Source organism: Stenotrophomonas sp. G106K1 (genome assembly GCF_037969685.1).
Classification (GTDB): domain Bacteria; phylum Pseudomonadota; class Gammaproteobacteria; order Xanthomonadales; family Xanthomonadaceae; genus Stenotrophomonas; species Stenotrophomonas lactitubi.
The window spans coordinates 271,681-295,456 of sequence record NZ_JBBPFR010000003.1 but is presented as its reverse complement, the minus strand read 5'-3'; the positions used below and the strand labels follow the sequence as shown (position 1 = coordinate 295,456).

Annotated in this window: 14 protein-coding genes; 5 read left to right on the top strand and 9 right to left on the bottom strand. The window is 66.9% G+C overall.

Going from position 1 to position 23,776, the window contains the following annotated elements; translation table 11 throughout:
• Together WKB25_RS05330 and WKB25_RS05325 are read right to left on the bottom strand one after the other, a co-directional pair.
• Positions 1–9,687 (bottom strand): hemagglutinin repeat-containing protein (locus WKB25_RS05330; RefSeq protein WP_340569120.1); only part of this gene is annotated, 9,687 nt, incomplete at its 3' end.
• Positions 9,688–9,708: 21 nt separating this feature from the next.
• On the bottom strand, positions 9,709–11,385 hold the full coding sequence (locus tag WKB25_RS05325) for a ShlB/FhaC/HecB family hemolysin secretion/activation protein (protein ID WP_340569139.1): 1,677 nt from the start codon (positions 11,383–11,385) through the stop codon (positions 9,709–9,711).
• 369 nt (positions 11,386–11,754) lie between these two features.
• On the opposite strand from WKB25_RS05325, the gene WKB25_RS05320 reads away from it, so the two are divergent.
• The 4 genes from WKB25_RS05320 (at position 11,755) to katG (ending at position 18,075) form a co-directional block, all read left to right on the top strand.
• The gene (locus WKB25_RS05320; RefSeq protein WP_340569119.1) at positions 11,755–12,147 is read left to right on the top strand and encodes a ribonuclease inhibitor; all 393 of its coding nucleotides are present in this window, start codon (positions 11,755–11,757) and stop codon (positions 12,145–12,147) included.
• A 207-nt stretch (positions 12,148–12,354) separates the two neighbouring features.
• On the top strand, positions 12,355–14,946 hold the full coding sequence (mutS, locus tag WKB25_RS05315; RefSeq protein WP_340569118.1) for a DNA mismatch repair protein MutS: 2,592 nt from the start codon (positions 12,355–12,357) through the stop codon (positions 14,944–14,946).
• Positions 14,947–15,075: 129 nt separating this feature from the next.
• On the top strand, positions 15,076–15,690 hold the full coding sequence (locus WKB25_RS05310) for a DUF937 domain-containing protein (protein ID WP_340569116.1): 615 nt from the start codon (positions 15,076–15,078) through the stop codon (positions 15,688–15,690).
• Positions 15,691–15,834: 144 nt separating this feature from the next.
• The gene (gene katG / locus WKB25_RS05305; RefSeq protein WP_340569114.1) at positions 15,835–18,075 is read left to right on the top strand and encodes a catalase/peroxidase HPI; all 2,241 of its coding nucleotides are present in this window, start codon (positions 15,835–15,837) and stop codon (positions 18,073–18,075) included.
• A gap of 193 nt (positions 18,076–18,268) precedes the next feature.
• On the opposite strand, the gene WKB25_RS05300 is transcribed toward katG, so the two are convergent.
• The 3 genes from WKB25_RS05300 to WKB25_RS05290 all read right to left on the bottom strand — a co-directional run bounded on the left by WKB25_RS05300 (position 18,269) and on the right by WKB25_RS05290 (position 20,249).
• Positions 18,269–19,462, bottom strand: a complete 1,194-nt coding sequence (locus WKB25_RS05300; RefSeq protein WP_340569112.1) for a cellulase family glycosylhydrolase — start codon at positions 19,460–19,462, stop codon at positions 18,269–18,271.
• Positions 19,463–19,592: 130 nt separating this feature from the next.
• Entirely contained in the window at positions 19,593–20,000 is a 408-nt protein-coding gene (locus tag WKB25_RS05295) for an RNA-binding S4 domain-containing protein (protein ID WP_340569110.1), read from the bottom strand.
• 9 nt (positions 20,001–20,009) lie between these two features.
• Positions 20,010–20,249: a hypothetical protein gene (locus tag WKB25_RS05290; protein ID WP_340569109.1), complete on the bottom strand. Its 240-nt coding sequence runs from the start codon at positions 20,247–20,249 to the stop codon at positions 20,010–20,012.
• 62 nt (positions 20,250–20,311) lie between these two features.
• Between WKB25_RS05290 and WKB25_RS05285 the strand changes: the two genes are divergently transcribed.
• Entirely contained in the window at positions 20,312–21,784 is a 1,473-nt protein-coding gene (locus WKB25_RS05285; protein ID WP_089239656.1) for an MATE family efflux transporter, read from the top strand.
• Positions 21,785–21,866: 82 nt separating this feature from the next.
• Here the strand turns inward: WKB25_RS05285 and WKB25_RS05280 are convergent, their stop codons facing one another.
• The 4 genes from WKB25_RS05280 to rplS all read right to left on the bottom strand — a co-directional run bounded on the left by WKB25_RS05280 (position 21,867) and on the right by rplS (position 23,677).
• A complete protein-coding gene (locus WKB25_RS05280) occupies positions 21,867–22,274 on the bottom strand; it encodes a DUF1801 domain-containing protein (protein ID WP_340569106.1) in 408 nt (135 codons plus the stop codon).
• Positions 22,275–22,308: 34 nt separating this feature from the next.
• Positions 22,309–22,743 (bottom strand): DUF1801 domain-containing protein, encoded by a 435-nt coding sequence (locus WKB25_RS05275; protein ID WP_340569105.1) that lies wholly within the window; start codon positions 22,741–22,743, stop codon positions 22,309–22,311.
• A gap of 76 nt (positions 22,744–22,819) precedes the next feature.
• Complete coding sequence (locus WKB25_RS05270; protein ID WP_340569104.1) at positions 22,820–23,194, bottom strand: DUF6404 family protein; 375 nt, start codon at positions 23,192–23,194, stop codon at positions 22,820–22,822.
• 81 nt (positions 23,195–23,275) lie between these two features.
• A complete protein-coding gene (rplS, locus tag WKB25_RS05265; RefSeq protein WP_099821063.1) occupies positions 23,276–23,677 on the bottom strand; it encodes a 50S ribosomal protein L19 in 402 nt (133 codons plus the stop codon).
• Between the last annotated feature and the right edge of the window lie 99 nt (positions 23,678–23,776).

The window sequence follows — 23,776 nt, the reverse complement described above, 5'->3', positions numbered from 1 at the left end:
CATGCCCTGCATCTTCTGCAGACGATCATCGGACTGGCGGGCTGCGTCCACGTTGTTGATCAGGTCGATCAGCGGCGACTTCACCCGCGCGAACACGCCGATCTTCAGGTCCTTGTCGCTCTGCGAGTAATGACCGCTTTCGTCGGCGGTCAGCAGCTCGATCTCGGCAGCAGTGATGTTCACGTCCTTGGCGGCCACCACGTTGCTGGCCGTCTGCGTGTACTTGCCGCCAGCCGTCAGGTTCACGCTGCCGCCCAGGCTGCCGATGCTGCTGGCCACCTGTGACACCTGCGCGCTGTCGTCCTGGTGCTGCTCGCGGTGCCAGCCGGAGAACTTTTCGGTATCGGAAATCTGTACCGAACCGATCGCCTTGCTGTCCGACGTATTGGCGTTGCTGACCGTGTCCTGCCCGCTACGCACCAGCAGATCACCGGCAGCACGGATGTTCACGTCCTTCTCGGCGGCGATGTTGGCCGCGGTCAGGCTGATGTTGCCTTCGGTGGTGGCCATGCGCACGCCACCTCCCACCGACAACTGAGTGCCGGTGATGGTGTCGCTGCTGCCGCTGCCGTCGCTCTGCGAGTTGTTGGTGCCAAACGGCAGGCCGCTTGTGTTGTTGGCCAGGCCCCAGCCCTTGCCACGACTACTGCTGTCGCTGCGCTCGGTGTTGTGGGCCACGTCGAACACGATGTCCTTGGTGGCCAGCAGCACGGCGTTGCCCTCGGCCGACATCTGCGTGCCCTGGCTGAGGATCGAGCCCCCGTTGGCAATCAGCGTGAGATCGCCTCCTGCAGCCAGCTGGCTGACACGGGCGTCACTGGTCGAATGGCTCTGCTCGCTGTTGGAGCGCTGGCTGCCGGCGGTCACCACGGTCGAGGTGGTGGCCGCACGCAGGCCGGATGCTGCGCCTTCAACGGTGCGGGTGATCCGTCCCATCGCCGAGCCGCTGTCGGCCATGCCGTCCGTGGTCGAATCGCGGGCGCTGCGGTAGGCCTTGGTCGGGTCATAGGTCACGCCCACCGAGAATCCGCTGGACTTGCTCGCCTGGCTGGACTGGCTGTCCGTGGTGTCCTGCCGCGCCAGAAGCGCGATGTCCTTGCCCACCAGTGTCAGGTTCTCGCCAGCGGCAACGTCCGAAGCGGCAATCGTCAGCTGGTTGCCGGCGTTGATCAGCACGTTGCCTTCGCGCGAGGCGATGGCCGAGCCGACCTGGGTGGTGGACTGCTCGGCGCTGGTGCTGCTGTTCTTCGCGCTGCTGTAGCCCACCGATGCCACGCCGTTGCCAAAGCCTCCTGTAATGCCGGATTTCTTCTTGCTCTGGCTGGACTCACTGCTGTGATGGTCCTCGGCGGCGGTGATCAGTACATTGTTGCCCGCCCCCAGAATCACGTTGCCGGTGGCATCGACCACCGCACCGACTGCGGTCAGATCGCGACCGGCAGTGATGTTGATGCTCTCGCCCTGGATCGCCGTACCGATGGCATAGCTATCGCTGTTGTCGACGCTACGTGTGGTAGTAGTGCTGGAGAGCGTCTTCTTTTTCTTCTCGTAGCTGTCCAGGCTGTAGTCGTGCGTCTCGTTGGCCGAGAGCAGGTTGACGTCGCGGCCGGCAGCTACGCTGACTGCGCCATCGCTGCTGTCGACCAGTGCGGCCGTCAGGTTCACGTCGCGGCCTGCGCTCAGCAGCAGATTGCCCCCCGCCTGCAGCGTGCTCCCCCGCACCGTCTCATCGCTCTGGCTGACCTGTCGCGAGCTGCGTTTGCCCGCATTGGCGAAGTCGCGGCTCTCACTGTCCACCAGTGCCTGGCTGTTGATGTCACCGCCGGCCTGCAGCGCCAGTCCTCCACCGGCCTTGATCTGCGCAGCAGCGAGGTTGATGTCCTTGCCGGCAGCGAGCACTACATCGCCACCACCCTGTACCGACGTGGCAACGTGCGTTGTCTTGCTGCTACGTTGGTGGTTGCGGTCGTCGAAGGTGGCGTCGCGGCGCTCGTCCAGCGCAATCGCGCCGACATCCAGATTCCCACCTGCCGCCAACTGGGTAAGACCATCGGTGCCGGCGTTGCGGATCTGCGCGGCCTGCAGGCTGATGTCACCGCCGGCCACCACCGACAACATGCCGTCGCCGCTGGGATTGGTCACATACAAGCCGGCGACCCGATCGATGCGGTTGGTTTCGTACTGATAGGTGCCACCACCCCGCTGCGTTTCCACCGTGGAAGCCACCGTCACGTTACCCACCGCCTGCACCGACAGCGCATCGGTGGCGGTGACGGTCGCACCGGAGATTCGAATGTCCTTGTCCGATGACAGCCCGACGTACTGGCCGGAGATACTGCCGCCCAGGTGTTCGATGTTGCCGGCATCGATGGTCACCAGCTTGCGACCAGCGATGTCGCCGGTGTTGACCAGGCCATTGGCCAGTTTGATATCGACATTGGCGCCGGCCAGCAGCGCACCCTGCCCGTCCAGGTCACCCGGGCGCAGGCGCAGGTACACCTGCGGCACCAGTGCGGTGGTGGTGCTGCCGTCGGCCAGGGTCACGGTCTGCTCGACGAGCCAGACAATGTCGCTGGTCAGCTGGGCCATCTGCGCCTCGGTCAGCGCCACGCCCGGCCGCAGGCCCCATTCGCTGGCCACGGTAGCGCCGGCTTCCAGCAGCGCGCGGTACTGCGCCTCATCGCTGGCGTAGCCATCAAGGAAGCGGCGTCCGGTCAGCTCGCCGATCTGCTCGCGCACCAGCTTCTGTTCGTAGTAGCCGTCACCCAGCCGCTTCTGCACGGTATCGGGCGAGTAGCCCATCTGTCCCAGCAGGTGGTCCGAGCTCAGCCAGGTCTTGTGGTCGGTGAAGCGCGGATCGGTTTCAACCAGATAGTTGCCGCCATTGCGGTTGACGTTGAACAGGCTGGCCGTGGGTGCACGGGTGTCCGGCGCGCCCATCGCGATGCGGTCCGGCGAGCCGCCGGCGGCCGCAACAACGCGCGCCCCGGATGCGGCGCCGTTGCCGGCGATGCCGCCCACCGTGCCGCCCTGCTGCGTGCCAGCCGCATCGGCCACCTGCGCCAGCGCGCGCTCCGCACCTGTTCCACCGGCATGGCCCGGGCCCTGTGCACCACCGTGGCCAGGGCCGTCCGGCAGTGTCTTCGGCCCCTGCACGTTGAGGTTGGCCATTGCCGCGCCATCCTGCACGTTGGGCGCGTTGCGGCCCTGGTTGAGGTTGCTGAGATCGCCCACGTCGATGGTGAGCGTGCCACCACTGGTGATGCTGCCACCGATCTTTCCGGTCACCTCGGAAATTGCCGGATTGCTCCAGGTGACCAGATCGCCGGAGAAGGTATGCCCCACGTTGTTGAATGCGTGGGTGCGATACAGCGTCGCCGCCAGATTCTCAACCTTGGCTGCCCCGCTCAGTCCGACGATATCGAGATTGCCACCGGCGGCAATGCTGCCGTAGTGGTTGCGCAGATCATCGGTGCGCAGGCGCATCGCACCACCGGAGCGGATGACCGCATCGGCGCCAACGCCCGGGCCCAGAACATCCTCGGTCACCGTCTGCGTGGCGATGCGGTACTGCTCGTTGCTGCTGACATTGTTGCCGCCGGAGCCGCGCGGATTGGTCAGGTGCTGGTCAGGAGCATAGTCCTTGTAGGTCCACAGCTGCACGCAGTTGGTGGTGCAGGTGCCATAGGCGTTGGAATAGGTCAGCTTGTCGTCGACGTAGCGGAAGGGCGGTGCATCCGGATGCAGCCCGCTCAGCTCGGTGAACGGATCATCCGCGCCGCTGGCGACCTGGTCGGGATTGATCTGGTTATCCTGGCGGCCGACGTAGTACATGACCACGGTGCCGTCCTGCACGTTCAAGCGCGAACGCTCGCCGAGGCCGGCATAGAGCCCGCCGCGCCCGAAGAAGTACGCACTGGTCTGTGCGGTCAGGCGCACCACCGCACGGTGTACGGTGAAGCCGTCAGGGGTGATGTGCGGCGTATCCTCCAGGATGTCGGCGGGATTGAGGTAATAGACCTCGTGCGCGCTGTAGTGGCTGGTACTGCGGATGTTCTCGGTGCCGTTCTTGCCGTTGCGCCACCATGCCGGTCGATCCATGCGCACTGGCGCTTTCACCGTGGTGGTCTGGGTGATGACCACATTCTCACGGATGTTGTTGATCACACCCGCATCGATCGCCAGGTTGCCGCTCACATCGATGATCGAACCGATGTTGTCGATCCTGCCCGCCGTGCCCGCAGCAATGCGGTCAGCCCCCAGCGATCCGCCGATGGCCGCATCGCCACCGCTGTAGATCAGGCCCTTGCCGGTGTTCTGCAGTTCGCGCACGCCCAGGTCCAGGCGCTCGCGCGCGGCCACGGTGCCGACGCGGGTGGCACCGTTGGCATCCTCGGCATGGTTCTTCAGCACGCCGGCGGAGATCGCCACGTGGTCGCCATAGATGCGGCCGGTGCCGAGGTTGTCCAGCACGTCGGCTTCAAGGTGAGTCACCTTGCCGTCGATCAGGCCGCGATTGGTCAGCTGGCCGCGGGCATTGAGATGGGTAACGCCTTCGCTGGAGATCTCGCCGTTGGCCGCGTTGGTGATGTTCTGCGCGTTGAGGTCGAGGTTGCCGCCGCGCAGCACGCCCTGGTTGTCCAGGTCGCCGGACAGGTGCAGGGCCAGCGTGCCGTTGGCCACCCATTCGCCTCGGTTGCTCAGGCCCTGCTGCAGGGTCAGGCTCAGGTCGCGCTGGGCATGCACCTGGCCGTCCTCACTGAGCGCACGCGCCACCAGGGTCTGGCTGCCATCGGCCCGCAGCAGGCCGCCGCTGTTGGCAACGCTGTCGGCACTGCTGTCGAGGTTGCCGCCGGTGGTGATGACACCCCCGTTGTTCTGCAGCTGGCCGTTGACCTGCAGCCGGGCGCCGCCATCGGTGACGATCTGGCCCTGGCTGTTGTCCAGCCACTGCGCTCCAAACTGCAGCTGGCCCGCCTGCAGGCCGCGGGTGCCATCGCCGCCGCGGGTGTTGCGGTTGTCGACGCTGGCTGCGGTGAGGGTCAGCAACTGACCGGCGGCAATCGCGCCGGCCGTGTTGTCCAGGTGCCCGCTCAGGGTGAGGTCGAGATTGCGCCCGGCCTGCACGCGCCCGGCGCCATTGGCCAGCGTCGTCGCCTGCAGCGACAGGCCCGCCGCGCTGGCAAGCGTACCGCCGGCGCTGTTGTCGACACTGACCAGCAGCAGCCGCGCATCGCCCTGTGCGTTCAGCGTGCCACCGCGGTTGTCCAGTGCACCACCGTCCACCCGCAGCGTGCCGGCCGCCAACAGGCCACCACTGCTGGTGGTGGCCCGGTTGTCGATGGCCTGCCCAGCGGTATCGATGCGCAGATCGGCGGCCGACTGCACCCGGCCGCCCTGGTTGTCCAGTGCGCCGCTGTGCACGCTCAGCGCACCCTTCTGTGTACCCAGCGTGCCACCGCGGTTGTCCAGTCGCTGGCCACGGGTATCGACGGTCAGCTGGCCGCCCAGCAGCGTGCCGCGCTGGTTGTCCAGGCCGTTGGCCTGCAGCTGCAGCAGCCCGCCGGCCTGCATCGCGCCATCGCTGTTGTCCGCGCCTGCAACCGTGGTCAGCAACAGGTCCTTGCCTGCCACCACCGTGCCGTGCCGGTTGTCGAGGCTGGCAGCGTCCAGCGTCATCGCACCGGCGCTGGACAGCAGCCCCTGGCTGCCGTTGTCGAGACGACCGTCGATGCCCAGCACCAGTTCGCTGCCGCCGGCGTGGACGGTACCGCCGCGGTTGTCGACGCTGGCCGCGGTGATCGTGCCGGTGCCCCCCAGAAGGATGCGCCCAGTCTGATTGTCCAGTGTCTGGCCGATGGCCAGGGTGGAACGGCCGCTGCCGGCCCCCTGCAGGGTGCCCTGCGCATTGATCAGCTGCTGTGCGGCAACGTCGAGCACACCGTTGCTGGCCAGTGAGCCGCCGCGATTGTCCAGCAGCCCCTGCACGCGCAGGCGCAGCGCCTCTTCGCCGGTGGCAGTGAGCGCACCGCCGGCCGTGCTCAGGCTATCGGCAGTGATATCGATGCGGCGCGCCGAGGTGGTCGCCTTCGACAGATCGAGGTTCTTGCCCTCCAGCACGAACGTGCCATTGCTGAGTACGCTGCCGCCGGTTCCCATCAGGGTCTGTGCAAGCACCTGCAGCTGCCCGCTGCCGGCGTGCTGGATCTTGCCTGCGCTGTTGTCCAGCGTCTGCGCATGCAGCGTCAGATCACCATTGCTGGCCAGCGTACCGCCGGCATTGCCCAGTGAGGTGGCACTGATGCGGCTGGCGCCCTCGCCACTGGCAATGATGCGGCCACCGGCGTTGTCCAGCGTTCCGGCCTCGATGTCGAAGCGATCCGCGCCCAGCGTTGCCTCGCGATGGTCCACCTCGTCCGCACGCAGGGTCAGCGTGGCCGCGGACACCAGCGTGCCCTTGCTGCCATCCAGGCGGCTCGTGGTGATGTCCAGGCCCTGGTTGCCCGCCTGGCGGATGGCACCAGCGGTGTTGTCCAACTGCGCGGCGCTGATGGTCAGCCGGTTGGCATTGCTGGCGATGGTGCCTTCTTGGTTGTCCAGCGTCCGGGTGACCTGCAACGTGCTGTCGGCCGTACCGGCGGCACTGAGCGTGCCCTTGCGGTTGAGCAGTTCACCGGCCTGTACGTCCAGCGCGCCGTTGCCGGCGATCGTGCCGCCGCTGTTGTCCACGGTCTGCGCCACGCGCAGCTGCAGCGCATCGCTGCCGGTGGCGCTGAGGTTGCCGCCGGCGTTGCCCAGGTGTTCGGCGTTGATCGCAATGCGCTCGGCCTGGGTGGTGCTGCCGGCACCCAGCACCAGCTCTCCACCCTCAAGCGTCAGCGACGACTGGCTGAGGATGCGGCCCGCTGCGCCCTGCAGCGCATCGGCGCGGATCTGCAGCGTGCCGCTGCCTGCGTGCTCGATTGCACCGCTGCGGTTGTCCAGCCGCGCCGCCTGCAGCAGCACGTCGCCCGTGCCGGCCAGGCGGCCGCCGTTGCGGTTGTCCAGCAGTTCGCGGGCCTGCACCTGCAACAGTCCGCTACCCGCAGCCAGTACCTTGCCGCCCTGGTTGAGCAGACTGCCGACCTGAATCTGCAACAGGCCGTTACCGGAGATCGTACCGGCGCTGTTGTCCAGATCGTCGCGCACGCTCAGCATCGCGCCCTGGGTACCGGCCGACTGCAGCGTGCCCTTCTGGTTGTCGATGCGGCCCGCGTCGATGCGCAGGCCCGCATTGCCGAGCACCTGCCCGCCCTGGTTGTCGAAGGTTCCGCGCACATCCAGCGTCAGCTCGGAAGTGCCGAGCGAGACGATCTGGCCACCGGCATTGCGCAGGCCATCGGCGTTGATCTGCACGCTCTGGGCGGAGGTGGTGCCGCCACTCACATCCAGCTGGCCACCGGTCAGCGTCAGGTCGCCGTTGCTGAGCAGGCGGCCTTCGCTGCCATGCAGGGTATCGGCGTGCACGCGCAGGGAGCCGTTGCCTGCCTGCTGCAGCAGGCCCTTGCTGTTGTCCAGCGTGGTCGCTGTCAGATGCAGATCGCCATTGCCGGCCACGGTGCCACCGGCACTGTTGTCCAGCGTACCGGCGCGCAGCGTGCTGCCCTGGTTGCCCAGCGACAGCAGGTTGCCACCGCGGTTGTCCAGCGTGCCGGCGACGACCTGGAACTGCTTTGCAGTGAGCGTGCCATTGCGCACGTCCGCGTTGCCCACCGTCCAGTCCAGGCGACCGAGCGTGCTCAGGCGGCCACCGGCACCGGTCCAGTCGCCGGTGGTCAGCAGCATGCCGCCGTCACCGGCATGCTCGATGCGACCACCCGCGTTGGAGACCCGACCTGCGCCCAGGGTCAGGCGCTCGGCATTGCTGGCCAGCAGGCCACCGTCGTTGTTGAACGTGCCGTGCACCGACCAGGCCGATGCTGCACTGCCGGCATGGCGAAGCTCACCTGCCCGGTTGTCCAGCGACTGTGCCTCCAGCTGCAGTGTACCGGCCACGCTCAGCGTGCCCTTCTGGTTTGACAGCGCGCCCACCTGCAGCGCGGCGTCACCATGCACCTGCAGGGTGCCGCCATCGTTGTTCAGATCGCCCGTGGCCTGCAGCGCGGCCACGCCAAGGCGGCCTCCGCTGTTGTCCAGACCATTGCCGGCGACCAGCGAAACACGACCGCCGCTGCTGATGCTGCCGCCGTCGTTGTCGAGAAGGCCGGCGATGTCCAGCACACCCGCAGCCAACGGAATCACCGGCGTCACCGGCGTACCGCCCGTGCCGGTACCAGGGGCACCCGTACCTGGCGTGCCGGTACCCGGCGCACCGGTACCTGGCGTTCCGCCGCTTCCCGGCGAGGCACCACTGCCGGGGGTACCACCGGTACCACCCGACGCCACCGCATCCAGCGCACCGATCAGGCCTTCGCTGCGATTGCTCACGCTGCCCGCGTTGAGGCTCAACGCCTGCACGCCGGTCTGCTCGATGGCACCGCCACGGTTGCGCAGCCCCTGCGCCTGCAGCTGCAGGCGTTGTGCATTGAGCTTGCCGCCACTGTTGTCCAGCGTGCCGCCGGAAGTGATTGCAGCCTCGCGCGTAGCGGCTATCGTGCCGCTGTTGGCCACATCGCCGCTCGCCTGCACACGCACGTTCTGCAGCGACTGCAGCGCGCCGGTGTTCTCCAGCCGGCCGTCCACCGTGACCACCAGTTCGCCGGCCTGCGCACCGATGCTGCCGGCATTGCGCACACCCACGCCGTGTTCATTGCCGACCAGCCAGATCTTGTTGGCGAACATGCCGCCCAGCGCGCCCACGTCCAGCGCGAAGCTCGGCGCCTCGCCGCTGGCCGCGGTAGCGGTCACCTGGCTGTGATCGGCGCTGACCACGTTGTTGCCGAGCGAGGCCTGCAGCTGGTTGGCCCAGATGCCGGCGTTGACCTTCAGCGATCGGGTGATCAGGTCGGTGTAGTCGGCGCGGCTGGCATCGAGGCCATCGCCGTTGACCTCGATCGCACCACCACTGACACGATAACCTTCCAGCGAACCGCTGCCGCTGAACACCGGCGTGCCGGTGGTGAGCGTGACGCGGCTGGCATTGAGGAAACCGCCACCGTTGACCTGGATGCCGGCAGGATTGGCGATGATCACCTCGGCGCGCTGTCCGGCCACTTCCACGTAGCCATTGAGCCGGCTGGCCGGGCCGTTGACCTCGTTGAGGATCACCCGCGCGCTGCCGGTGGCGAGCCACGGATTGCCCTGCACCCAGCCACCCAGCTGCGTCTGCACCTGGCCACGCGCGTTGTTGAGGATCACGCCCTCGCGGCCGACATCGAACTGCGAATAGCGGTTGCGTGAGACACCACCGGCCGACGGCGTGGTGATGTTGACCATCGGCACACCGTTCGGCGCGGTCACCACGGTAGGGCGCTCACGGCCGGGCGCATTGGGATCGGACACGATGTGGCCGGCCGACTGTGCCTGCGCCAAGGGCACCAGGCTGACCCAGCCCAGCGAGCACATCAGCGCGAAGCCCAGCGGCGTCAACGCGGCGCTCTGCCGGCCAGCGACCTGGCCGACCAGGCCACCGCCGCCCTTGACCAGTTCCGAAGCGACCTGCCACACGCGCAGCGCGCGGTTGAAAACCAGGCGATAGATGCTGTTCATTTCACGAATCCTTGTGTCAGATCAGTAACGCCACGCCAGGCTGAAGCCGAAGGTGGTGTAGTCGGTCGGGAAGTTGGCCGGTTTGTGCAGGGCCGAGCCCACGAAGCCGTCCCAGGAAAGCTGCTGCCAGCCGCCGCGCAGGCCCATCGCCATGCCGGCCAGATCGCGGCCGGATTGCCATTGCGCCGATGGCCCGCCGATGCGGCCGTAGTCGGCGGCGACGTAGAACTCCTGGCCGCCGCCGATGCCCAGCGACAGATCGTTGCGCAGCGACCAGCCGCGCTCACCGCTGAGCGAGCTTTCGCCGTCGAATCCACGCACCGTGTAGCGGCCACCAATCGCAAAGCGATCCTGGGGCGACAACGGCGTGCGGTTCCACTGCGCGCGCCAGGCAGCGGTGTAACGCAGGCGCTGCTTGCCCAGCTGGAACGGCACGGTGAACTGTGCGTCGGCGGTGATCACCTTCATCCGCGAGGTGCCTTCCAACGGCAGGGTCGGATCCCACGCCTGCGCCATCTCTTCGGGCGAACGTAGTGCATGGAAGGCGCCGGTGCCGCGCCGGTAGGCCAGCGTCGCATCGAGCGTGGCCGCGCCGATGAACTGCTTGTGGGTCAGACCCAGTTCCCAGCCGGAGGTACGGCGGCGCTGCACCTCGATCTCGGTATCGTCGATGTAGTTCTTCGACGTGCGCTGCCAACCGCGGCCGTAGATGCCCAGCTTGGTCTTGGCGTTGCGCAGCAGCAGGCGATCCACCCGCGCCTCGGCATTGCCGCTGCGGCCGCTGTAGTCATAGCTTTCGTAGGCCCCGACCACGGTCTGGCGGTAGTCGTAGGCACTGGCCGTGGCGCCGAACAGCCAGTAGCCATAGGGCACGTCGTAGTGCGCGGTCCAGCTGTTGGTGTCCTTGCCTTTGCCATTGAACACGCCGCGCCCGGCACTGACGTAGAACAGCTCGTTCAGGCCCAGCGGATTGTCCAGCGACAGTGTGGTGTTGGCCTGCAGCTTGCCGGTGCCCTGGCTGCCGGCATCGTCCAGGGTCACGCTGGCGCGCAACGGCGAACGCTGCTTCCAGTCGATCTGCAGGTCGCTCTGCCCGGGTGCGGCACCTTCGCCATCGGCGGGTGCGATCTTGATGTCCGCGCTGACGGTGGGCACGCGCTGCAGGTTTTCCAGGCCCTGCTCGATGTCCCGCAGGTTGAGCAGGCCACCGCTGCGGATCGGCAGCGCATTGGCGATGGCCGGATGCCGCCCATCCGCCTCGGTGAACACCGCCTCGCGGAATCGCCCGGGCACCACCGACAGCGTCAGCGTGCCGGTATTCAGATCCTGCGGGGCCGACAGCACGCGGGTGGTGACATAGCCGCGCGCGATGATCGCGTTCTGCACGCGCTTCATCACCACGTTGATGCCTTCAGTGCCCAGGCAGCGGCCGCTGGTGGGATCTTCGCGCGGATCGGCTGCGGCCAGCGCCCACTGGAAGCGCTTGGCGGCCTCGCCTTCCAGCACGATGCGCTCAATGCGCACGCAGGGCTGCTCCTGCGCCGGCAGGCGCTCACCCTGTTCACCCTTGCTGCTCTCAAGGCGCACATCGGGCCGGCTTTCCTGCTGCTCGCGCAGTACGCGTTCGCGTTCCTGCTGGCGCAACAGCTCCTGTGCACCCGGGTCACCCACCTGCTGGGCAGCAACACCGAAGGCCATGGCCAGAAGCACCAACCCTCCACCTCCGCGGCGCGCACAGCGCGCAGACTTCTTCCTTGCTCGCACAATCAATTCCAGGTTTTGATGCCACGCGTCAGCGGTCCTGCTCCCGGAAGGGAGAAGGGCCAACCCGATGGCTTGAATCGAGGTTCGCCGGGGATATTCAACGGCACGCCACCGCGCCCGACGCGAAGTGACGCATAGGCTATCGGCTGCCCGGAGGATTTCTATAGGGAAATTTTCAAATGCCCAGAACTACGGGAAAGCACACCGCAGACAGACATTGTGAGTATGCGTGGGCACGCGCGACGTCGCAAAGCAACAGCGTTCAGCACAGCCCCTGCCGACAACCCACGCTACAGTTGGCGCATGACCGTATTCCTGCAGATCGAAGGCGCCACCATCGTTGACATCCCCAGTCTGTATGCGGAGATCAACCGGGTGTTCATGCCCGGCGAAGACTGGCAGCTCGGGCCCAGCCTCGATGCGCTGGACGATCTGCTGTACGGCGGCCATGGCGCGCTGGCGGGGCACGAAACCGCCACGGTGGTCTGGCACGACATCGACCGCAGCCGCGAGGCACTGGGGTTGCAGGCCACGCGTGCGTGGCTGGAAGACAAGCTGCGGCAGCCGGGTACGTTCAATGCCGAAACCATCAGCCGCCAGCTGGACGCCCTGCAACGCGGCGAGGGGCCGACCTATTTCCAGATCGTGATGGAGATCTTCGCCAGCCACCCGAACATTGTGCTGCTGCCGGCCTGAGGCCGGCGTCGACAGCGATGCGCGCAACCGGTCCTGTGCGCGCCCCCGTGCAGTTGGGCCGTGCGTGCCACGGCACCTGTTCGGATGGACCAGCCCCCCTGGCAATCGAGGCACCCCGGGCCCCTACCCGTTAACATGGACGACCCTGTACCCGCTCCGCCCCCGCTGCCTTCCGGCGCGAGCGGATGCCCCTGATCCACGAGTCCCATGTCCAAAGACAAGTCCGCCGAACACACCCCGCTGATGAAGCAGTTCTTCGCAGCCAAGTCCGACTACCCGGACCTGCTGCTGTTCTTCCGCATGGGCGATTTCTACGAGCTGTTCTACGACGACGCGCGCAAGGCCGCGCGCCTGCTCGACATCACCCTGACCCAGCGCGGCAGCTCCGGTGGTGCACCGATTCCGATGGCTGGTGTGCCGGTGCACGCCTACGAGGGTTACCTCGCACGACTGGTCGCGCTGGGCGAATCGGTGGCGATCTGCGAACAGATCGGCGATCCGGCGCTGGCCAAGGGCCTGGTCGAGCGCAAGGTGGTGCGCGTCGTCACCCCCGGCACGGTCACCGACGAAGCGCTGCTGGACGAGCGCCGCGACACCCTGCTGATGGCCCTGTCGCGCAGCAAGAGCGGCTATGGGCTGGCCTGGGCCGATCTGGCCGGCGGCCGCTTCCTGGTCAACGAAGTGGATACCGATGACGCGCTGGAAGCCGAATTGGCCCGTCTGGAGCCGGCCGAACTGCTGGTGCCCGACGAAGAGAACTGGCCCGACTTCCTGCGTCAGCGCAGCGGCGTGCGTCGCCGCGCGCCGTGGCTGTTCGACGCCGACAGTGGCCGCCGTCAGCTGCTGAACTTCTTCAAGCTGCACGACCTGAGCGGCTTCGGCATCGACGACAAGCCGCGCGCCACCGCCGCTGCCGGCGCCCTGCTCGGCTATGTCGAGGAAACCCAGAAGCAGCGCCTGCCGCACCTGACCTCCATCTCGATGGAGACCGCCAGCGAAGCGATCGCGATGAACGCGGCCACGCGTCGCCATCTGGAGCTGGACACCCGCGTCGACGGCGATACCCGCAACACCCTGCTCGGCGTGCTCGACAGCACGGTGACGCCGATGGGTGGCCGCCTGCTGCGCCGCTGGCTGCATCGGCCGCTGCGCCTGCGTGAGGTTCTGGTGCAGCGCCACCACGCGGTGGAAACACTGATCGACCGCGGCGCGGACGCAGATATCCGCGAGCAGTTCCGTCGTCTCGGCGACCTGGAACGCATCCTCACCCGCGTCGCCCTGCGCTCGGCGCGGCCGCGCGACTTCTCCACCCTGCGCGATGGCCTCGGCCTGCTGCCGGCCGTCCGCGAAGTGCTGGCACCGCTGGATTCACCGCGCCTGCAGACCCTGCACGCGGCGCTCGGCGAGCACGACGAGTGTGCGCACCTGCTGGCCAGCGCCATCGCCGAGATGCCGCCGCTCAAGCTCAGCGATGGTGGCGTGCTGGCCGATGGCTTCGACGCCGAGCTGGATGAACTGCGCCGCCTGTCGACCCACGCCGACCAGTTCCTGGTCGACCTGGAACAGCGTGAGCGCGAGAGCAGCGGCATCGCCACCCTGAAGGTCGGCTACAACCGTGTGCACGGCTACTACATCGAAATCAGCAAGGGCCAGTCCGAGCGCGCGCCGGTGCACTACACCCGCCGGCAGACACTGACCAATGCCGAGCGCTATATCACCGAAGAACTGAAGGCGTTCGAGGACAAGGTGCTGTCCGCCCGCGACCGTTCGCTGTCGCGCGAGAAGTACCTGTACGAGCAGCTGCTGGACACGCTGGGCACCCAGCTGGAGCCGCTCAAGCAGTGCGCCGCCGCACTCAGCGAACTGGATGTGCTGGCCGCCTTCGCCGAGCGTGCGCAGGCGCTGGACTGGGCGCGCCCGGAGCTGCAGGCCGAGCCGTGCCTGAACATCGAACGCGGCCGCCATCCGGTGGTGGAAGCGGTGCGTGACCAGCCGTTCGAGCCCAACGACCTGGACCTGCACCCGGACCGTCGCATGCTGGTCATCACCGGCCCGAACATGGGCGGTAAATCGACCTACATGCGGCAGAACGCGCTGATCGTGCTGCTGGCCCACATCGGCAGCTTCGTGCCGGCCAGCCGCGCGCTGATCGGCCCGATCGACCGCATCCTGACCCGCATCGGCGCCGGCGACGATCTTGCCCGGGGGCAGTCGACCTTCATGGTCGAGATGGCTGAAACCAGCTACATCCTGCATCACGCCACCGCGCATTCGCTGGTGCTGATGGACGAGATCGGCCGCGGCACCTCCACCTACGATGGCCTGGCGCTGGCCGACGCGGTGGCGCGCCACCTCGCCTACGAGAACCGCTGCTACACGCTGTTCGCCACCCATTACTTCGAACTGACCGCGCTGGCCGACGAGCAGCACGAGGGCGGCCGCAGCGGCATCGCCAACGTGCATCTGGATGCCGTCGAGCACGGCGAAGCGCTGGTGTTCATGCATGCGGTGAAGGACGGCCCGGCCAACCGCAGCTTCGGCCTGCAGGTGGCCGCGCTGGCCGGCCTGCCGCGCGCCACCGTGGCACAGGCGCGTCGACGCCTGGCCGAGCTGGAGCAGCGCGGCGGCGAAAGCCATGCCGCCGGACTCGCCCCGCAGGCGCTGGATGCCCCCCAGCAGTTCGGGCTGTTTGCTGCACCGCCGAACAAGGCGCAGGAGGCGCTGGCCGCGATCGACCCGGACGAGCTGACCCCGAAGCAGGCACTGGAAGCGCTGTACCGGTTGAAGGCGCTGTTGTAATCCCGGCCGCCGGGCATGGCCCGGCGCTACCGTTGTAGAGCCGAGCCCACGCTCGGCTGCCCTTCGCACTTCCGTCGTGTACACGGCGTTATGCTCGGGCGGTTCGTCCTTCACAGACCGGAGACCGCCATGAACACCGAATCCCTCGCTGCATCCCTCTTCCAGCAGCTGCAGCAGGGCCAAGGCCTGCAGCAGGTGTCACAGCAGCTCGGCCTGGACAGCAGCCAGGCCACCCAGGCCGTCGGCAGCGCCCTGCCCCTGCTGCTCGGCGCGATGGGCCAGAACGCCAGTGAGCCGCAGGGTGCGCAGTCCCTGCTCAATGCCCTGCAGCGCGACCACCTCGGTTCGGGCGGCGGTGGCGGCGGTTTCGATCTCGGCAGCATCCTCGGCGCGGTGATGGGCGGTGGCGGCGGCAACGCCACCAACGGTGCCGGCATCCTCGGCCACGTATTCGGCGGGCAGACCTCCCAGGCGGCCGAAGCGCTGGGCCAGAAGACCGGCCTGGACAGCGGCAAGTCCAGTCAGCTGCTGGCGATCCTCGCCCCCATCGTCATGTCGTTCCTGGCCCAGCGGTTTGCCCAGAGCGGCAACGCCGGCCAGCTCAGCCAGGCCCTGGGCCAGGAAGCACAGCAGTCCGGCGGCGGCATCGGCAGCCTGCTCGGCGGTGCGCTCGACCAGGACGGCGATGGCCAGTTCGGCGCAAGCGATCTGTTCAAGCTCGGCGCGGGCCTGCTCAAGCGCTGATCGCGCACAACGATGCAAGCGCCGCCGACCATAGGTAGCCACTATCGCATCGGTTGAATCAATCGAATTTACCCATCGTTAGGCGATGCCTATGGTGGGTAAGCGATCTGATTCCCTCATTCGCCAGTCCACAGGTAGAGACCCATGAAAAGCGAAGCGAAGTGCCCGTTCAACCATGCCGTCGTCGGTGATGCGACGACCAACCGCGACTGGTGGCCGAACCAGCTGCGCGTTGACCTGCTCAACCAGCACTCCACGCGCTCCAATCCCCTTGATGCGGGCTTCGACTACGCCAAGGCCTTCAACGGGCTGGACTACAGCGCCCTGAAGGCCGACCTGAAGGCGTTGATGACCGACTCGCAGGACTGGTGGCCGGCCGACTTCGGCCATTACGGCGGCCTGTTCATCCGCATGGCGTGGCACAGCGCCGGCACCTACCGCATCGACGATGGCCGTGGTGGCGGTGGCCGCGGCCAGCAGCGCTTCGCGCCGCTCAACAGCTGGCCGGACAATGTCAGCCTGGACAAGGCGCGGCGCCTGCTGTGGCCGATCAAGCAGAAATACGGCCAGGCCATTTCCTGGGCCGACCTGCTGATCCTGACCGGCAACGTCGCACTGGAATCGATGGGCTTCAAGACGCTCGGCTTTGCCGGCGGCCGTCCCGATACCTGGGAGCCGGACCAGGACGTGTACTGGGGCCGCGAGACCACCTGGCTCGGCGGCGACGTGCGTTACAAGCACGGCTCGGAAGGTGTGGAAGAGAACCACGGCGTGCTGGTGTCCGATGACGACGCTGATGGCGACGTGCATTCGCGCAAACTGGAAAACCCGCTGGCCGCAGTGCAGATGGGCCTGATCTACGTGAACCCGGAAGGCCCGGACGGCAATCCCGATCCGGTACTGGCCGCGCATGACATCCGTGACACCTTCGGCCGCATGGCGATGGACGACGAAGAAACCGTCGCCCTGATCGCCGGTGGCCACAGCTTCGGCAAGACCCACGGCGCCGGTCCGGCCGACAACGTCGGCAAGGAACCGGAAGCAGCAGGCCTGGAAAGCCAGGGCCTGGGCTGGGCCAACAGCTTCGGCAGTGGCAAGGGTGGCGACACCATCACCAGCGGCCTGGAAGTCACCTGGACCCGTACGCCCGCACAGTGGAGCCATGACTTCTTCGAGATCCTGTTCGGCCACGAGTGGGAGCTGAGCAAGAGCCCGGCTGGCGCCCACCAGTGGGTCGCCAAGAACGCGGATGCGGTGATCCCCGATGCGCACGATCCGTCGAAGAAGCACCGCCCGACCATGCTGACCACCGACCTGTCGCTGCGCATGGACCCGGCCTACGAAAAGATCTCGCGGAAATTCCTTGCGGATCCGCAGGCCTTCGCCGATGCGTTCGCCCGCGCCTGGTTCAAGCTGACCCATCGCGACATGGGTCCGCGTGCGCGCTACCTGGGCCCGGAAGTTCCGGCCGAGGAATTCATCTGGCAGGACCCGGTGCCGGAAGCCAAGCACCCGTTGATCGACGCCAAGGACATCGCCGCGCTGAAGCAGAAGATCGCGGCAACTGGGCTGAGCGTGGCAGAGCTGGTGTCGACGGCGTGGGCTTCGGCGTCGACCTTCCGCGGCTCGGACAAGCGCGGTGGTGCCAACGGTGCGCGCGTGCGACTGGCGCCGCAGAAGGATTGGGCGGTGAACCAGCCGCAGCAGCTGGCCAAGGTGTTGGCCGCGCTGGAAAAGGTCCAGACCGAGTTCAACGGCGCAGGCAGCAAGCAGGTGTCGCTGGCCGACCTGATCGTGCTGGCCGGTGGCGTCGGCATCGAGCAGGCGGCAAAGGCCGGCGGCCACGACCTGAGCGTGCCGTTCACGCCGGGCCGCACCGATGCCAGCCAGGAGCAGACCGACGTCGAATCGTTCGCGGTACTGGAGCCGGCTGCCGATGGTTTCCGCAACTACCTCAAGGGCGCTTACAGCGTGCCGGGTGAGGCGCTGTTGATCGACAAGGCGCAGCTGCTGACCCTGACCGCACCGGAAATGACTGCCTTGGTCGGTGGTCTGCGCGTGCTCGGCGCCAACGTCGATGGCGGCAGGCACGGCGTGTTCACCAACCGTCCCGGCACGTTGAGCAACGACTTCTTCGTCAACCTGCTGGACATGGGCACGACCTGGAAGGCGACCGGTCGCGAAAGCTATGAAGGCCGCGGCCGCAACGATGGCGCTGCACGCTGGACCGGCACCCGTGCGGATCTCGTGTTCGGCTCCAACGCCGTGCTGCGCGCATTGGCCGAGGTGTATGCCAGTGCCGATGGCGAGAAGAAGTTCGTGCAGGATTTCATCGCCGCCTGGACGCGGGTGATGGAACTGGACCGCTACGACCTGCACGGTTGACGTGCTCTGGTAGGTGCCAACCTTGGTTGGCATGCGGCACGCGGCACAACGCCCACCAAGGTGGGCGACTACCAAAGCGTTCGCGCCATGATTCGGTAGGTGCCAACCTTGTTTGGCACATGGCACAACGCCCACCAAGGTGGGCGTCTACCGATGCAACCGCCGGGCGTGGCCCGGCGCTACCGCGTAGGCGTCAGCGCGCCCCTGCCTTCAGCCGCTCCAGAATCGGTGAGAACAGCGGCGCCTGCATCGAACGCGGCGGCTGCACGGCTTCACCCTTTTCAACCGCCTGCCAGTACGACCATGGCAACGCCTTGTCGCCCAGCTCGTAATCCATGCCGTCCCAGCCGTCTTCGCGGAATGCGTAGAACGCCCAGTGCACCTTCTGCTGCTCGGCCACGTCCAGCACGTCGCGCAGGTAGCGGCCGCAATCCGGCCAGCGACGCATGCAGCCGAACTCGCCGATCACCATGCGGTTGGCGCCGATGCCATGTGTCTTCGCCCAGTCCATCGGCTGCTGCAGGTAGCTGCGCACGCGCGCGGCATGCCAGCGCTCGCTGCGGTCGCCGAACGGCACTTCGGCGGGATAGCGGTACGGTGTGCTGCGCTTCTGATTCGGCGCACTGGTGGCCGCGTATGGCTCGTACATGTGCACGCTGTACAGCAGCTTCGCGTCGTCCAGCGGCGCAGGCCAGTAGTCGAACGCATCGGCCGCGGCATACCAGCCGGCATCAAGCATCAATGGCATGTCTGCATCGACCGCTCGCACACTGGCCACCAGCTCCTTGTACAGCTGGCGCAGATCGCGCGGCCCGCCCTGCACCCCGGCGTACCACTTGAGCATGTCCTCGCGGGAGGCATGTTCGGCCAGCGTGGTGCCGTATTCCGGCGCCGGCTCATTGATAAGGTTGTAGGCGGCCAGCGCCGGATGCCCCTTCAGCGCGACAGCCAGATCACGCCAGAAGCGCTGCGCAGGTGCGTGGTTGTCGAAGGACTGCCACAGGCGCTGGTCGACCACATCGCCGTTCTTCTGTTTCCAGCGCAGCAGCGGCAGTGACAGCGGCACCAGCACCACTTTCAATCCCGAGGCATTGGCGTCATCCAGCGCGCGGCGCAGCTTGGCCACGTCGGCCTCGACCAGTCCTTGATAATGGTCGGCATCGCCCATCAGGAAATCGCGGCCGCCGGCACTGCGCCACTTGTCCGGGGTCAGTCGTACCCAGGTGGCGCCGGTCGCACGCAATGCCTGGAAATAGGCCTTGTCCGGCGGCGCTTCATTGAAGCTGTTGCCACCGCGTTGCGGCGTATCCCAGAAGGTGATGTCGGCGGCGAACACCGGGACGGCGGCGGACAGGACCAGGCACAGCAGGCTGCGGCGCAGGAACATGGTGGGCTTCCTTGAGGAGACCATCCAACGTGCGGGGCCTAAGCCGAACGGTGGCTGAGCGCGGGCGGCACAGCGCCCACCAAGGTGGGCGGCTACCAGAGCGCTTGCCGGTTCAATCCGGCAAATACCGTCAAAGCGCGTCAAGATCACCCAGGGCGCGGATCAACCGTCGCGCGCGCTTGTCCGGCTTGTGCTCCGGCGCCTGGTAGCCATCACGCGCGGCAATGCGCAGCGCACGCAGTTCGGTGCGGCGCGCCCTGGAGGCTTCGCTTTCGACATACAGCTGCTGCGCCACCGGCGCTGGACCGCGCTGATCGCTCAAGCCCAGTACCTGGATCTCGAAGTGTTCTTCACCGCGATCAACCACCAGTTGCTCCCCCACACGCACCGCGCGCGAGGACTTCGGCCGCTGCCCGGCCACGGATACCTTGCCGGTCTCGATTGCCTGTTTTGCCAGGCTGCGGGTCTTGAAGAAGCGGGCCGCCCACAGCCAGATGTCCAGACGGACGCTGGGCGCCAACGGGGAAAGCTCGGACATCGGTAGGGACTACTCCGTTCGCTTGTTCAGGGGGCGTGGATTGTCGGGGTCGGTACGGCAACCCGTGCCCCCGATCAATGCCGGCGTTCCGGCCGCCAGATCCTGGCGCTGGCTGCCGACCAGGCACTCGGGGCGGTCGGTCGGCCGCATCTGGGTATCGCCCAGCCGGTCACCTGACGAACATGCGGCCAGTGCCGCTGCGATCAAGGCCACCACGATGATCCGCGTCACCTGCTGTCGTTGATGCATTGCCACATCCTGCAAACCGGCTTGATGCTAGTGTGCGCCTCCCAGGAATTGATCACCACTCCATGGCCAAAGCGCCGCTTGACCTGACCTCCGGCCCGATCGGCCGCAACCTGCTGCTGTTCGCGCTGCCGATCCTGGCAGGCAACATCGCGCAGTCGCTGAACGGCTCGGTGAATGCGGTATGGGTGGGGCGCTTCCTCGGCGAAGCGGCACTGACCGCAACCGCGAACGCCAACAACATCATGTTCTTCCTGATCGGTTCGGTGTTCGGCTTCGGCATGGCCTCGACCATCCTGATCGGCCAGGCCATCGGTGCACGCGACATCGCCCAGGCACGGCGCGTGGTCGGCACCAGCGCCACGTTCTTCATCGGCCTGTCGGTGATCATCGCCATCGCCGGCTGGTTCCTGGCCCACCCGCTGCTGGCGGCGATGGGCACGCCTGCCGCCTCGCTGCCGTTGGCCGAGGCCTACCTGCGCATCATCTTCCTGGCGATGCCGACGCTGTACGCCTTCGCCTTCCTCAGTGCGGCGCTGCGTGGTGCCGGCGACTCGCGCACGCCGTTCCGTTTCCTGCTGGTCTCGGTGGTGCTGGACATCGCCCTGAACCCGGTGCTGATCTTCGGCATGGGGCCGTTCCCGGAACTGGGCATCGCCGGCTCGGCCTGGGCCACGCTGGTGTCGCAGACGCTGTCGCTGGCTGGCCTGCTGCTGTACATGCGGCACAAGCGGCACACGCTGTGGCTGGGCCGCGCCGACATGCACCTGTTCAAGCTGGACATGACCATCCTGCGTGCGCTGGTGGTCAAGGGCGTGCCGATGGGCCTGCAGATGGTGCTGATCTCGCTGTCGGTGATCATGCTGATGACGATGGTCAACCAGTACGGCACCGACACCGGCGCAGCCTACGGTGCATCGCTGCAGCTGTGGAACTACGTGCAGATGCCGGCGATGGCGATCGGCGCGGCATGTTCGTCGATGGCCGCGCAGAATGTCGGTGCGCAGCGCTGGGACCGCGTGCGCGGTACCGCACGCCAGGGCATTCTGTTCAACTTCCTGCTGACCGGCGCGTTGATCCTGCCGCTGGTACTGCTGGACCAGTATTCGCTGGCCTTGTTCCTGCCGCAGGGCAGCGAGTCGCTGCAGATCGCGCGGCACCTGAACCACATCGTGATTGGTTCGTTCCTGTTCTTCGGCGTCAGCTTCGTGATCTCCGGCGTGGTGCGATCCACCGGCGCGGTGCTGCCGCCGCTGCTGATCCTGGCGGCGTCGCTGTGGGGCGTGCGCGTGCCGTTCGCCGAATTCCTGCAGCCGTACTGGGGCGCGGACGCGATCTGGTGGAGCTTCCCGGCCGGTTCGTTGGTATCGATGCTGCTGTCGCTGGCGTATTACCGCTGGGGCGGCTGGCGCAAGGCGAGGATGATCAGCAAGCCGGTGCACGCGGAGGAACTGGCCACGCCATCGGAGATTCCGGCCTGCCCACCTTCGCCGGTGGCTGATCCGGATGCAGCGCTGGAAACCACCCCACCGCGTTGAACATGCACCGGTAGTGCCGGCCGCTGGCCCGCAACTCCATGGACGTAGCAAACATCGCGCAGTTGCCGGCCAGCGGCCGGCACTACCGCTTTTTCTTTTCCGCGTTGCGCTTGGCGGCTGCACGCAGCAGTGCCTTCAGCGCCGTGGCGTTGGGCATTTCGCCTTCGCGGATGTCGATCGCGCGGCGCGTGCCGCCTTCCAGGCTGGCATTGAACAGACCCTTCGGATCCGGCAACGCGGCGCCGTGGGCGAAGGTCAGCTTCACCGCCTGCTTGTAGCTTTCGCCGGTGCACAGGATGCCGTTGTGTTCCCACACCGGTGTGCCGCGCCACTTCCAGGTTTCCTCCACGTCCGGCAGCGCCTCGTGGATCAGCGCGCGCACGCGGGCGAGGATGTCGCCGCGCCAATCACCGAGCTCGGCAATACGAGCATCGATCAGCGCGGCGGCGGGGAGAGCGGCATCTGCGGGATCGGTCTTCTGCGTGGCCATCGTGTGGTCTCGTACGGGGAAAGATCCTGGGGAACTACATGCGTTCGCCGGGCAATTCGCTGGCCTGCCGCACCCAGTCGAGGAAGCGGGCCTCGTCCAGCGCCTCATTCTCAAGGATGTGCAGGTAACGCGTGTCGGCGCTCTTGGATGGTTCAGGCGGAACAGGCTGCAACCGCGCACCGCGGAAGAATGCGACCTTGATGTAGCGGGCGAAGCAATGGAAGCTGAGGAACCAGCCCTCGCCGGCAGCAACGCCGTACATCGGCGAGTTCCATTTCACCGCCTTGTGCACGCCCGGCACGGCCTGTTCGATCAGTGCATCCAGACGTGCACCGACGGCCCGTTTCCAGTCCGGCATGGCGGCGATATAGGCCTGCACGGGTGCATCGCCCTCCCCCTTGGCGATCTGCGGATTACCGCCGGACAGCAGCTTCGGCGCAGCACAGTTGGCAGGTCGCTTGGCGGACATCGCAGGGGCCATGGGGGTCGAAGGTCCGAGCGTACGCCGCAGCCCGGCAGCGGTCACGGCGCACTGCGCCATGGCCTCAGAGGCTGCGGCGGAACTGCTGCCAGGTGGGCAGCTTGCGGGCGCCGCGCAGGAACCACATCAGGGTGGCCATCACCAGGCCGAACATCGCGCCGGCGGCCACCCCGGCAAGCAACAGCAGCTCCAGCGCCGGGGCTCTGCCCTGCCACAGCAGCAGCCACATCAGCACCGTCCAGAACACGCCGAACAGCAGGCCCTGCAGCAGCGTATTGGTCAGGAACCCGGCCAGTATCGGCGGTGGCAGCGCGATACCCAGCCGCCACAGCATGCGGTGCAGCAGAGGGGCCGCTTCCCGCCGCGGAACGCCGGAAGCGTCCAGGAAGCGCAATGCCACCTGGATGTCGGCCGGGTATCGATGGTCGGTCTCATCCATCCCTTGAAACTAACGAGGCGACACCACAAACGCAAACGGCCGCCCGAAGGCGGCCGTCGCGGCAACAACCGAAGTTGTTTATCAGCCCTTGGTTGCCAGACGGGCAACCTTGGCGGCAGCAGCAGCAGCCAGATCTTCCTTGATGCGGGCAGCCTTGCCTTCCAGGCCACGCAGGTAGTACAGCTTGCCGGCGCGGACCTTACCACGACGCTTCACTTCGACCGAGTCGATGATGGCGCTGTGGGTCTGGAACACGCGCTCGACGCCGTAGCCGTGCGAGATCTTGCGCACGGTGAACGAGGAGTTCAGGCCGCCGTTCTTGGTCGCGATGACAACGCCTTCATAGGCCTGCACGCGCTCGCGGGCACCTTCCTTCACCTTCACGTTGACGACAACGGTGTCGCCCTGGCTGAACTGCGGCAGTTCACGGGTGATCTGGGCGGATTCGAATTCCGCGACGATGGACTTGTTCAGCTTGCTCATGGGTTACACCGATTCATTGTTCGGGTGGGCGTGTCATTCGACAGCGTGGGCTCATGCAGTCACCGGACTGTGCTGCACGTTTGTTTTGGGTATTGCACG

Excerpts from the sequence above, each read along its gene's own strand:
- WKB25_RS05325 (WP_340569139.1), bottom strand. The coding sequence starts at position 11,385 with ATGGCCTTCGGTGTTGCTGCCCAGCAGGTGGGTGACCCGGGTGCACAG.
- WKB25_RS05320 (WP_340569119.1), top strand. The coding sequence starts at position 11,755 with ATGACCGTATTCCTGCAGATCGAAGGCGCCACCATCGTTGACATCCCC.
- mutS (WP_340569118.1), top strand. The coding sequence starts at position 12,355 with ATGTCCAAAGACAAGTCCGCCGAACACACCCCGCTGATGAAGCAGTTC.
- WKB25_RS05310 (WP_340569116.1), top strand. The coding sequence starts at position 15,076 with ATGAACACCGAATCCCTCGCTGCATCCCTCTTCCAGCAGCTGCAGCAG.
- katG (WP_340569114.1), top strand. The coding sequence starts at position 15,835 with ATGAAAAGCGAAGCGAAGTGCCCGTTCAACCATGCCGTCGTCGGTGAT.
- WKB25_RS05300 (WP_340569112.1), bottom strand. The coding sequence starts at position 19,462 with ATGTTCCTGCGCCGCAGCCTGCTGTGCCTGGTCCTGTCCGCCGCCGTC.
- WKB25_RS05295 (WP_340569110.1), bottom strand. The coding sequence starts at position 20,000 with ATGTCCGAGCTTTCCCCGTTGGCGCCCAGCGTCCGTCTGGACATCTGG.
- WKB25_RS05290 (WP_340569109.1), bottom strand. The coding sequence starts at position 20,249 with ATGCATCAACGACAGCAGGTGACGCGGATCATCGTGGTGGCCTTGATC.
- WKB25_RS05285 (WP_089239656.1), top strand. The coding sequence starts at position 20,312 with ATGGCCAAAGCGCCGCTTGACCTGACCTCCGGCCCGATCGGCCGCAAC.
- WKB25_RS05280 (WP_340569106.1), bottom strand. The coding sequence starts at position 22,274 with ATGGCCACGCAGAAGACCGATCCCGCAGATGCCGCTCTCCCCGCCGCC.
- WKB25_RS05275 (WP_340569105.1), bottom strand. The coding sequence starts at position 22,743 with ATGTCCGCCAAGCGACCTGCCAACTGTGCTGCGCCGAAGCTGCTGTCC.
- WKB25_RS05270 (WP_340569104.1), bottom strand. The coding sequence starts at position 23,194 with ATGGATGAGACCGACCATCGATACCCGGCCGACATCCAGGTGGCATTG.
- rplS (WP_099821063.1), bottom strand. The coding sequence starts at position 23,677 with ATGAGCAAGCTGAACAAGTCCATCGTCGCGGAATTCGAATCCGCCCAG.